This window comes from Trichocoleus sp. DQ-A3 (assembly GCF_039961975.1).
In the GTDB taxonomy this organism is placed as follows: domain Bacteria; phylum Cyanobacteriota; class Cyanobacteriia; order Cyanobacteriales; family FACHB-T130; genus FACHB-T130.
The window spans coordinates 25456-38205 of the sequence record NZ_JAMPKC010000038.1; the positions used below are offsets into that span (position 1 = coordinate 25456).

Consider the following 12750-nt stretch of genomic DNA (forward strand, 5'->3'; position numbering starts at 1 on the left):
ACTCAAAGATAATCAATGCTGTGGTTGCCATGCACTGAATGTCTCCAGATCCTACACGCCATGCTGCTTAAACCATGCCTGGAGGCGTTTCCAGCCATCTTTGGCTTCTTTCTCCCGGTAAGAGGGGCGATAATCGGCAAAAAAGGCGTGGGGTGCGTTGGGGTAGACAATGATGTCAGATTTGCTGCTGCTGGACTTCAGGCGATCGCGCATCTGCTCTACTGTATCCAGGGTAATCCCCGTATCCTTGCCACCATAGAGTCCGAGAATCGGGACATTCAGCGCCAAGGCAATATCAACTGGATGCTGAGGTGTCAGTTCGGTAGCATTGCCCACCAGTCGCCCGTACCAAGCCACGCCTGCCTTTACTTGGGGATTGTGTGCTGAGTACAGCCAGGTAATGCGTCCGCCCCAGCAAAAGCCGGTAATCGCCAATTTATCGGCATTCCCCTCGGCTGACTTTACCGCCCAGTCTACCGTAGCATCCAGATCGGACAGCACTTGGGCATCCGGGACTTTGGCGACTACTTGGCGAATTTCATCAACGTTGCTTAACTTTAAAACATCGCCCTGGCGCACAAACAATTGGGGTGCGATCGCTAGGTACCCCAATTTGGCAAAGCGACGGCAAACATCCTGAATATGCTCGTGTACACCAAAGATTTCCTGAATCACTAGGACGATGGGAAAAGTTCCTCTTTTTGCGGGCATCGCCCTGTAAGCTGGAATTTCGCCATCTTTAACCGGAATTTTCACTGCACCCGCGACTAATCCCTTGGCATCAGTCGCAATCGTTTTGGCAGAAATGGGTTGCACTGCTAGGGCAAAGCCTGTTGTCAGGGTAGCAGTAACCATAAATTGGCGGCGCGTGATTTCTTTCATCCTTTTACCTTGAGCTATGCAGTCTCAATCCTAGTTAAGGAGGAAATGAGCTGTAACCAAACAGCCATTAGGCAGATGCAATAGCTAGGAAATTTAATTATCAAGATCGAGAACAAGTGTAAACAAAAAATAAAGTTGTTGACTAGAAAATAAATTTCTACCTAAAAAATAAAGCTTTCCACGGGTAGATACTTGGGGTGGTTGGGAGGTTATGGATGGGACGCGATCGCTCTCAACTAACCCACCTGTCAACCACTGGACACGCGCCGCTACTGTGTGCGAGGCGATCGCGCTAAAACACAACTTACGGCTTTAATCAAACAGATGCGCTCTTAAATAAATTGGTTAGGAAGGTGGTAAAGGTGGCACTGCGAATCCAAGTATGAAGTAGAATTTGCCGTTAAACTCAAACTCTCTGAGCATCTCCATACCAAGTTTTTGAGTATGCGCCCGAAGACTTCGCAAATTGTCATTGACTACGAAAGCAACGCCAGCATTGAACTGTGTGGCGACTTGAGCAAGAAGTGCCTGAAATAAACCTTGTAAGATACCACTTCCACGGTAAGCAGTTGCAACACAAACCGGACCATACCAAAAGGAACGATAATTGCTTAAAGGTTGCCCATGAAACATTATTTCTGGATACAAGCTCATTATATATTTGAGCAAGGGAATCTCCTGAGAGTATTCTTGAGTTGTTGCACAAACATATCCAACCACTAGGTTCTCTTGCACAGCAACCATTATTGCTAAATTTTCGTTAATCGCTGCCAGATGAAAATCATCCTTAAAGTCAATTGATAGAAAGCCATTCTGCCTCTCTAGCTCAGACAAGTTAGACACGATATTCTTTCTATGCAAAGCGAGAATTTCAGGATAATCAGCCGCTAATGCTCGTCTAAAAATGATGTTCGTCATATTTATTATATCTCTTGCAAATTAGCTCAAAAATAGGTATGAACGCCGTAATATAGCAATCCTGTTAAAGTTGTAAACAGGTATTTTCCCTAACGTAAAGACGCGATATATTTTGTCTTTATTGAAATTCACGAATTATTTAAGATTGTTATAAGCTGTAATACTACTTGCCTGCGGCTCTTGAAAAGTTAAAATTTATTCTTCAATAAAATTCAGTCCATGAATTGAGTTAGTACACGTTCCAACTCATCCGGTTGAAAAGTGCCCTCAGCAGGTTGCCGATTCTGGTGCGCTGGTTCCAGATAAAGGTATTCACAATAAATATTCGTAAACTGAGTGTGGCGTTTAATTGCCCAACCAAAGATACAAGCTCCCGTCAACACGGCAAAGGAAAAATCTGTATTTTGCATCGCACAATGGCTGAAGTTGGCATCGGTTAAGTTCGCTTTCCTAAAGGACGTTCCGGGATTGCTTTGAATCGCTTGAGTGAGCCATTTGAGAATACGGAAAGTCAAGAACGCGGAAACGAACATCAGCAGTAGGAGGAAAAATCCTTGAGCGATTGCGCCATCACCAAAGCCAAGGATGCTAACAATCGCAAGCCCAAGGGTGAGCGTAACCATTACTGCAAACAGTACAGCAATGGCTGCAATGTTCAAGAAACTCGTGATTTGTGGAAAGCGGAAGGCAATCTTATCCCGGATGAAGCTTCCAAACACGAGAGCTAATATCGGAAGCGCACTGAAAAAGAAGTTGAGTCCCTTATTAGAGCGATCGCCCAACAATACCATTGACACTTGGGCAGCGATCGCGCTAAAGACGAGTAAAAGAACTGGACCAACGATAGCGGCAGCAACTAGAATATTTACCTGGCGGCGGCTCTGCCCCGTTTTGACCCTCTCAAACGTTGCCCCAATTAAGGTCGCCTCGGTGAAATTGCACCCCCGCAAGTCAGAGCCACTGAAGTCTGCGCCAGCCAAGTCCTGCCCTTTGAAAGAGCAATTTTGCAAGTTTCGGTTGGCGTAGTTTCGCTTGGTCATTATTTGCTGGCTTCGTCAGTATCAACAGCTACAGAGTATATTTTCATAAAATTGCCCGATGGTAGGACTTACGCATTGACAGAAGCCAAGTTCTGGGCAGTCGCCCAGCTTCTTTTCTAGGGGTTTCAGGATGAAGTCAGGCGCTACCTGAAGAGACAGATTTCAGTTTATACCCATTTTAAATTAACCTTCTTGAGGCATAACTTCTCTCAGATTTTTTTAAGTTGTGGATAAAGGGATTGATATCGCATCCAAGCCTCTTCTAAGTTTGAATCAACTGATTGGGGAGTTGCAGCAAGCGTTGGGGTGGCTGCCAGTTTGAGCGTGTCATTAGCATCTGCGTATACACCAATTCCGATACCCGCCAATAGAGCAGCACCACGCGCGGAAGCAGCAGCAACGGTAGTTGCATAGAGGGGTATTCTCAATACATCAGTTAGTAATTGTTTCCAAGGCATTTCTGCCGTTCCACCGCCTGCTAAACGCAGTTCTGTCGCTTTAAAACCTGTTGCCTCAAGTGCCTCAAAACCTTGTCGCAAGGCAAAAGCAACTCCCTCTAAAGCTGCCCGCATCAGGTGCGCCTGTGTGTGATAAAGTCCAAGCCCCACCCATGCCCCGCGTATATATGGGTCAAGGTGTGGAGTTCGCTCACCTGTGAGGTATGGCAAAAATGTCAATTCTTCACATCCTGGGGGAACAGAAAACGCTTGAGTATAGACTTGCTGCCAGCTCAAGCCGAGGATACCCCGCACCCACTCAAGCGCTAGCCCCGCATTTTGCATGGCTGCAAGCGTGTACCACTGGTTAGGTACAGCGGCTCGATACAGATGTGTACGACCATGAGGATCGATAATGGGTTGAGAGCGAGGTGTAATGATTTGAGCGGCTGTGCCGATGGTTAGCTGAACTAATCCAGGCTCTAGTAATCCATTACCAAGTGCTGCCGCTGCCGTATCCGCAGCACCCGCGATAACGGGTAAGCCAACAGGTAAGCCAAGATGCTCTGAAGCAACAGTTGTTAGATAACCTGCGATCGCACTAGACGGGATAATTTTAGGTAACTGATCGCAACGTAGATTCAGCGCTGAGATGGCATCCCCTGCCCAGTTTTCCGACACAACATCGTAAAGCAAAGTACCGCTAGCATCAGATGGTTCGGTTGCGACTTCTCCAGTCATCCGTAACCGCAGCCAATCTTTTGGCTGGAGTGCCCAACGGGCTTCGGTGTAGACAGTAGCCTCGTGTTCTCGTAGCCACAACAAAGTGGGGCCGGCCATTCCAGCCGTAACCGGGTTGCCCAAGCGCTCTAGAATAGTGGCATCGAGCGAATGATAAGTGTTAAGCGTGGCACTAGAGCGAGTATCTGCCCAGAGGATAGCAGGACGCAGGGGCTGACCCGACTCCGAAGCTAGGACAACACCATGCATTTGTCCTGAAAGTGCGATCGCCTGTACTCGATCGGCATGATTTCCTACAGCCTTCCTCATAGCCGAGGCAACAGCTAACCACCAATCTTCTGGTTCCGACTCAGCCCATCCAGGGTGGGGTGCATGAACAGGATAAGAGCTTGACGCCTCACCTATAGTGGTTCCGTCTATCGCTAGGAGCAATGCCTTAGCAGAGCCTGTTCCTACATCTATGCCAAGCAGCATTAGGTTAGTCCTCAAATCATTCAGCGTCTTAGCAAACGGGCGATCGCTTGCACCAATTCTTCCGGTTCGACAGGCTTCGAGATGTGCATCCCAAATCCGGCAGCTAAGGCTTGCTGCTGATTGATTTCTCCAGCATAGGCAGTAAGTGCGATCGCAGGAATCGTGCCTCCCTGTTGGGGCGACCACTTTCTAATTTGCCGAATCAGCGCATAACCATCCATCTCTGGCATCCCAATGTCACATAACAACAGATCGGGGACAGATTGATTCAGGTGGGTCAATGCCTGTACACCCGAAGCGGCTGTCGTAACTTCTGCACCAGATTGCGTCAGGGTGAATGCTGCCAACTCCCGCATATCTGCATCGTCGTCCACAACCAAGACCCGAACACCTGCTAAGTCTGTCGCACTTTCTGAATGCCTGCGATCGGAAGAGGGTTCCGGCTCAACGAGGTTTAACGGGAGCCGGATGGTAAATGTAGCCCCTAAGTTTTGTCCTAAGCTGTCTGCTTGAACGGTTCCTCCATGCAGTTCGGTAAAATGACGGACGATCGCTAGTCCCAATCCCAATCCGCCGAATTGTCGGGTCGTTGTCCCATCTTCTTGACGGAAGTAGTCAAACACATAGGGTAAGAAGTCTCGACTGATGCCTTTTCCAGTATCTTTGACTTGAATCTGAGCATACGTGCCAACTTGCTCTAGTCGCACTTCGATTCGTCCTCCGCTTGGGGTGAACTTCACGGCATTGGAAAGGAGGTTCCAGACTACTTGTTGCAGGCGATTCGTATCGCCTAAAACCGTTCCTGAAACGGGATTAAATATAGTCTGGATTTGAATGTGTTTGGCTTCGGCTGCTAGTCGTACCGTTTCTAGGGCGGCTTCAATCGTTCCTGCTAGATTTACGGGAGCGACGTTTAACGTCATTTTTCCTTGCAGAATGCGCGAGACATCCAACAAGTCCTCAATTAATTGCGCTTGCAGCTTGGCGTTGCGTTCGATCGTTTCTAGGGCTTGCTGGGTTTTTGTGGCATCGAGTCGCCCAGTTCGGAGCAATTTTGTCCAGCCCAGAATCGGGTTGAGGGGCGATCGCAACTCGTGGGACAACACCGCTAAAAATTCGTCTTTAATCCGGTTAGCGGTTTCTGCTTTTGCGCGATCGCGTTGAGCCGCCCGGTACAACTGAGCATTGTCAATCGCCAAGGAAGCGCGACGAGCTAATTCCTCTGCTAGTTGCAAATCTGCCGGGGTATACTGTCGTTCAGATTCGGCGGCGATAAAGGAAATGACCCCTAGAATTCGTGCCTGAGTTCGTAGTGGCACCGTCATTACAGATCTGAATCCCACCTGCCGTAGAATCTCTAAATGCTCTGAATCACGCGCTGCCTGCACCAACAGTTCATCGGGAATATCGGGCACTAAATCCGGTTGTCCAGTCCGCAATGTCAATGCAGCACCGCGAGGGTCATCTGGGTTTATCGGATACTTGTCTCTAATCTGATATGCCCATTCCAGCTTGGCAGGGTCGATGTGAGCAACCGCAATCTGCGCGATCGCACCGTTCTCTTCTATCATGTGAACCGTACACCAGTCGGCTAATTCCGGCACCGTAAGCTGTGCGACGCGCTCTAGAGTCGTTTGATAATCCAGTGAGGATGCCAGCACCGCACTCGCCTCAGAGAGAAAGCGTTGGGCATGCTCTAATCTGACGCGCTCAGTCACATCTACCACATAGACTAGAACGCCTTCGACCTGACCATTTGAGTTAACAGTCGGAAGATAGTAAACGTTATAGTAACCGGGACGGCGATCGCCGCGTCCGGGAACATTCACCGCAAAGTTCGGTGAAATGAAGGGATTCCCTGTGGTGTATATCTGATGAAAGACTTCAACTAATTGGGGATCGAATTGACCAAAAAGCTCGGGAATTGAGTAGCCTAAGTGTTGCTCGCGAGTTAATCCATTAATTTCTGCTAATGCTTCGTTGATGGCAATAAATCGCTGCTTTTCATCTAACAGAGCAAGTCCAATGGGTGATGTTTCAAAAATGGTTTCCAGTTGGCGCTGTGCGGCTTCTGCTTCAGAGCGTGCAAGGCGCTCGCGTTCTAACAGTTGTTCTCGTTCTTGTTCTGCTTGCTTGCGCTCCGTCACATCCAGCACCAGCGATAACACCGAAATCATCCGTCCCGATTCGTCCCTGAGACTGGAGTTATACCACTCGCAATGCACAATGTTGCGATCTTCGGTGTAATTGCGGTTGTATGAAAAAATATGGGGTTCTTCACCATAGACCAGCCGTTGGCAGACTTCAGCAACTGCTTCCAGGTCTTCCTCAAAGACAAAAGGTATCTCTGTTAAAGATTTACCCAGCATTTCTTCGGCTTTCCAGCCCAAAATGCGCTCTGCACCAGCAGACCACCGAATGACTTGAAAGTCTCGATTCCATTCAACGACTGCCATAGGAGAGTTTTCAACATGGAAGTTGAGCTTTTGTAGGGCTTGACGCAACGCCTCTTCCGCTTGCTTGCGTTTTGTGATATTTATGACGACACCAATCGAGTGCTTGGGATTTCCCTGAACATCATAAGTAAACTTTCCTCTCGCTTCCACCCAGTGAACCGAGCCATCTGACCAACGTAGGCGATATTCATGGTGATACTCTTTCTTTTGGGCTATCGCTTGCTGAAATTTCGCCTTAGCTTCTGGCAGGTCATCGGGATGAACCCGACTTTCCCAAACTTCATGGCTGGGTTCGCATTCATTCGGTTGTAGACCCAGGACGGTGAAGTGTCCTTCTGACCAAAGCAATGCCTCGGTCTGCATATCCCAGTCCCACGTTCCCATGCGTCCGACCTTGAGCGCGAGTTGCAGGTGAGCTTCACTTTCTCGCAATTGTTCTTCTGCCCGCGATCGCTCTACGGCTAGCCAGGTTTTTTGAGCAATTCGCTCCATCTGCACCACATCTTCCTCCGTCCAGCGCCGGGGAGCCACATGGTGCAACACTAACAATGCAACAAATCGCCCTTCTTTCACTAAGGGAACGCACACGAGAGATTTGGTTTGAATTGCATCAAAGGCAGCCGCCCCAACTCCGGCTGTCCGAGGATCGCGATCGACATCATCTACGACAATAGTTTTGCCCTGCTTTAATTCAGCAATGAGTTCACGACCAAAGGAATCCATATGATGGCTACCGACGATGCTGATGACACCATTGCAATAGTCGCGATCGACGATGACGTATTCCTGAGTGGAATCAATTTCACCGTAGGTACAGCGAGTGACATTGAAGTGCTCTCCTGCGGAGCGAACCACCCGCCACATAATTTCCTTCGAGTCTTGAATGGCACGAATCGCATCATTCAGTTCAATCAGAAACTGCTGCTGTCGTTCTTTTTCCTGTAGCTCTGCCAGCAGTGACTCAATCTGTTGCCTTGCCCGCACCTGGGCTGTCACGTCCATGTTATAAACCAACACGCCCTGAATGGTTTCCTCCGCATCCCGCCAAGGCGCAAAGATGCAGTTGAAAAATCCTTCTTCCAACACACCATTGCTGTTTCGATCCCAGTAAGCAGGCGACTCATTTCCAATGAACGGTTCTCCCGTTCGGTAAACGCGATCGAGCGCTTCAAAGTAAATTTGCCCCTCTAGCTCCGGGAAAACGTCCCGCATTGATTTACCGATAATGTCTGGAGTGCGCCCAGCCACTTGCAGATAAGTTGGATTGGCAAATTCATACACAAGATCGGAACCTTTAACAATTCCAATCATGGCAGGCAATTGCATCAGGATTTCATGCAACCGCTGGCGTTCGCTTTCTGCTTCGAGTCGGGCAGTTTGTTCTCGATCTAAAAGGCGATCGCGTTCTGCTTCGATCTGTTTGCGTTCTGTAATATCAACCGAAACACCAATCATGCGAACTCCTTGCCCCGTCTCATCCCGATAGACTTGCCCCTGACTGTTGATCCAGCGCACAACGCCGTCTGGACAAATTACCCGATACTCCGGTGCGTAGGGCTGTTCTCCAGCCATTGCCCCTGCCGTCGCTTGGAGCACCTGTTGTCGATCGTCTGGATGAATGAGCGCAACAAACTCTTCTCCCGTCCCTTCATAAAGACCCCAAACGTCTAGCGCATTAGCAGAACACACCACTCGATTGCTCTGCAAATCCATATCCCAGACAACCGTTTGAGCCGCCATCAGTGCTAATCGCAGGCGTTCATCGCTTTCTCGGAATGCCTGTTCAACCTGTTTGTAATCGCTCACGTCTTGGAAGATAACAACGGCTGCAACAATCTGCCCTTGGTTATCTAAAATCGGTGCTGAGTTGACGTTAATGAAGACGCGGCTACCATCATCTCGATGAATTTCTATCTGTTCGTTGGTAACGATCTCACCTGTTTTTAGCGATCGCACCAATGGATACTCATGAGGGGCATAGAGCTGACCATTTAAGCGAAAGATTTCACAGGGAATCAGGGGTGCATATTCCTCAAGCTCAAGCAACTGTTCGTAACCATACCCAACAATTTGCTTGGTTTGTTCGTTCGCCAGAGCTAACTTACCGGATGCCGCATCAGCAATCATGACTCCAGCAGGCATTTGTCGCAATACGGCTTCAAATCGGGCGCGTTCAATTTCAAGCTCGTGCAACAACCGTTCTCGTTCTGCCTCCGCTTGCTTGCGATCGCTAACATCTCGAAAATAAATGGCTACCCCTGCGGTCGAGGGATAGGCATTCGCCTCTATCCAACACTGGATCGGTTCCCCAAATTCTTCCCACGAAACAGGAACCTGTTGTGCCACTGCCCGATGTAGTTCCCGATATGCAATGCCACCGACCAACTCAGGAAAAACCTCATTCCAAACGTGCTTTCCCAGTAACTCTTCTGGCGTTTTGTGCAGGATTTTAGCCGCCGCCCGATTCACGTAGGTGTAGCGCCAGTCGCAATCGAAGGCGACAAAAGCATCTGTAATGCTTTCAAGAATCGTTGCCACCTTGCCCTCAGTTTCTTGGGCAGCGAGCAACTGTTCGCTTTCAAGAGTGCGAGCAAAGCGCTCAATGACTTCAGATCGAGAAATTCCTCGCTTGTGAGCCTCTCGATCGAGCGATCGCCATGCTGTATCGGTGAGAGATAGGCTAACCCGTTGTTTCGTCTCTGAGTTCCAATTGCTAACAAACTTGCCTGTGCCGTCGCGCTTCATGAACAGCCATCCGTATACATACACGGTCTTCTCTATTCAATCTGAGTCGCTACGTCAGGAGAATCCGTCTTAAGAGAGATGCTTTGGAGAGAGGGAATACGGATGCGGATGATACCTACGAGAATCGGGCTAGCGTTCCTTCCTTTAGCGCCAAACTCATGCAAATTACGCAAGTGTTCGGCAACAGTTTCGACGAAAAGTGACGACTCTCAAAGAGCCAGAAACCTTTTTGCGACTTGAGCCGAAATCTAATTTCTGGGGAGGTCTAATGGGTTAGTCTATACTGACAGATGGCAATTCCTACCGGGTGAAGATAGGCTTGTTCGACCAGCATCGCCAACAATTAGTGGAAAAGGATGCACCCCTGGCTGCGAGGATGCGCCCACGTACTCTTGATGAGTTTATCGGGCAAGACCACATCCTTGGCTCCGGGCGTTTGTTGCGCCGTGCGATTCAAGCTGACCAGCTTTCTTCCCTGATTTTTTTTGGTCCACCGGGTACGGGGAAAACAACTCTGGCTCGGATTATCGCCAATACCACCCGCGCTCACTTCATTGCGATTAATGCCGTCCTTTCTGGGGTAAAAGAAATTCGGGATGCGATCGCTACCGCTCAAAAACGCCAAAAAGAACACACTCAGCGCACAATTCTTTTTGTTGACGAGGTTCATCGCTTCAATAAATCTCAACAAGACGCCCTACTTCCTTGGGTGGAAAATGGGACGGTGATTCTGATTGGTGCAACTACAGAAAATCCCTATTTTGAAGTTAACAAAGCTCTTGTCAGTCGTTCCCGCATCTTTCAGCTTAAACCTCTCAATGAAGCTGACTTACGCCGCGTCCTCGAACAGGCACTCGCTGACTCAGAACGCGGTTATGGTCAGCTATCTGTAATCTTAGAGCCGGATGCGAGCGCACATTTGGTCAATGTCGCTAACGGTGATGCCCGTTCCTTACTCAATGCCTTGGAATTAGCCGTCGAAACCACACCCCCCGACGAAACTGGAACGATTCGCATTACGCTATCTGTCGCGGAGGAATCGATTCAGCAAAGGGCAGTGCTGTATGACAAGGAAGGAGACGCCCACTTCGATACGATTAGTGCTTTTATCAAAAGTTTGCGGGGTTCCGACCCCGATGCAGCTTTATACTGGCTAGCAAAGATGGTTTATGCCGGGGAAGACCCTCGCTTCATTTTCCGGCGAATGTTGATTATGGCTAGTGAAGATGTGGGACTCGCTGACCCCAATGCCTTAGTCGTCGTTAATGCCTGCGCGAGCGCTTTTGAGTGGGTGGGGATGCCAGAAGGACGCTATCACTTGGCTCAAGCCACGCTTTATCTCGCCAACGCGCCCAAATCTAACAGCACGATGGGATTTTTTGATGCGCTAGCGGTAGTTGAGAAGGAACGGGAGGCGGAAGTCCCCAATCACCTGAAAGATGCCAACCGGGACAAGAAAGGATTGGGACATGGTGCAGGCTATCTTTATCCTCACGCCTACCGCGACCACTGGGTAGCACAACAGTATTTACCGAGTAGTTTGCAGGGACAGGTGTTTTATCAACCTTCAACACAGGGATTTGAAGGAGAAATTAAGACGCAGGTGGCGCGTCATCGGGAAGCGCAGTTGGAAGCAGTGGCAGAAGGTGTTTTTATCTCACCCGTTGAAGTGCTAACAACAGGCCCGACTGACCGCACAGTTGACCGTTGGTTGCAGCGCACGTTGAGTCAGATTGGCGAGCAACTTGCAGGGATACGCGATCGCATTTTCACACTTGCTCAACTTCAGCGTCACCATGTCATTTTGGACTTAAATGCCGGGAGTGGTTTACTCACCTTTGAAGCTTTGCGTCGCGTGCCAGAAGGTGGCGTTTATGCCTGTACTCGCACTGCTGATGAAGCAAAGGCACTCCAAGAGCAAGTGGTAGCGCTTCCAGAACTCAATCGTCCCGTCCTATTGAGTGCTACCTTAACCCAATTGCCAAAGGTTTTAGCTGCCCAATCCTCTGATATCCGATTTGACTGCATCATCGGGCGAAATGCACTTATCCACGAACCGGATAAAGCAGCAGCAGCCAAATGGTTAGCCCAATTACTGCAACAGTCGGGCGTTTTGGTACTTGCAGAAACAGTGCCACGCCACACGCAACGGCTTTATCGTTTGCTCGAAAAGTCGAAACCCAATGCCGACTTATACCAGCGATTAGTGGCAGCGGAAGAGGCAATTTACAGCGACACGTCAGATCCAATGGTCAACTGGGATGCGTTTGATTTGAGAAAAGCTTTCGAGTCGGCGGGATTGGTGGTTGAAGTGACTGAGGAGCGATCGCAAACCTCCATGCATATTACACCCGCCTTAATTGACCGCTGGTTCGCAACGACTTCTGTAAGGAATAGACCCTCCTATGCGGCGCATTTGGCGAAGCACCTCCAAGAACAAGAAATTCGGACTATAAAAGAGCTATTTATCCGCTCCCTGCTTCATCAGACCGTTAATTGGGAAAGCGCGATCACTTTTGTACAATCTTCGTTATCGTAGGGGACGTGACAAATTTTCGATTCATTTCGAGTATTTAGGCTATGGAAGAAGTTTTTCAGATACTCAAAAAAGTCACTCTGGCACTAGTTGGTGGTGGAGCGGCGCTTTTAGCTTTCTATATGGCACTGTTTTTTTCGATTATGGTTCTGGTTCCTACCAGTTCTCCTAATCAACTAGAAGAATGGACAAACACTGTGGTGACAGTGTTTGGTATCAAAATGACTCTACTCTGGATGCAACGCTTAAAAGGGGCTGCCATTGGTATGGGTATTGTCCTTCCCCTTGCTGCCATTGCTTGGTTTTCACTCCGAACATTAATTAAGCAACAGTAGTAATAACGAGTAATTTGTAATCAGACAGCAGTTAAACAAAACAGCGGTTAAGTTTTCAATGCTCAACCTAATTTAACGTGAGTTCGGGTTAAGTGGGCGGGAGTAAATTGTAATCAATCGCAATGGATGGCTTCTTCGGTTGGTGAGCATAGGCAATCAGTCCACAAACAACATTCACCAAGCAGT

Annotated in this window: 7 protein-coding genes; 2 read left to right on the forward strand and 5 right to left on the reverse strand. The window is 48.8% G+C overall.

Features of this window, described 5'->3' with window-relative positions:
• Window positions 1-51: 51 nt before the first annotated feature.
• The 5 genes from NDI44_RS26700 to NDI44_RS26720 form a co-directional block, all read right to left on the reverse strand.
• Window positions 52-882 (reverse strand): dienelactone hydrolase family protein, encoded by an 831-nt coding sequence (locus tag NDI44_RS26700; protein ID WP_190412933.1) that lies wholly within the window; start codon window positions 880-882, stop codon window positions 52-54.
• 345 nt (window positions 883-1227) lie between these two features.
• Window positions 1228-1800, reverse strand: a complete 573-nt coding sequence (locus NDI44_RS26705; protein ID WP_190412934.1) for a GNAT family N-acetyltransferase — start codon at window positions 1798-1800, stop codon at window positions 1228-1230.
• Between the two features lie 212 nt (window positions 1801-2012).
• Window positions 2013-2840, reverse strand: coding sequence for a pentapeptide repeat-containing protein (locus NDI44_RS26710; RefSeq protein WP_190412935.1), 828 nt, complete (start codon window positions 2838-2840; stop codon window positions 2013-2015).
• A gap of 209 nt (window positions 2841-3049) precedes the next feature.
• The gene (xylB, locus tag NDI44_RS26715) at window positions 3050-4492 is read right to left on the reverse strand and encodes a xylulokinase (protein ID WP_190412936.1); all 1443 of its coding nucleotides are present in this window, start codon (window positions 4490-4492) and stop codon (window positions 3050-3052) included.
• Window positions 4493-4512: 20 nt separating this feature from the next.
• Window positions 4513-9693, reverse strand: coding sequence for a PAS domain S-box protein (locus tag NDI44_RS26720; protein WP_190412940.1), 5181 nt, complete (start codon window positions 9691-9693; stop codon window positions 4513-4515).
• 313 nt (window positions 9694-10006) lie between these two features.
• Here NDI44_RS26720 and NDI44_RS26725 point away from each other — a divergent pair, with 313 nt between their 5' ends.
• Both NDI44_RS26725 and NDI44_RS26730 read left to right on the forward strand, forming a co-directional pair.
• Window positions 10007-12232: an AAA family ATPase gene (locus NDI44_RS26725; RefSeq protein ID WP_190412941.1), complete on the forward strand. Its 2226-nt coding sequence runs from the start codon at window positions 10007-10009 to the stop codon at window positions 12230-12232.
• A 41-nt stretch (window positions 12233-12273) separates the two neighbouring features.
• Window positions 12274-12564, forward strand: coding sequence for a hypothetical protein (locus tag NDI44_RS26730; RefSeq protein WP_190412937.1), 291 nt, complete (start codon window positions 12274-12276; stop codon window positions 12562-12564).
• Window positions 12565-12750: the final 186 nt, after the last annotated feature.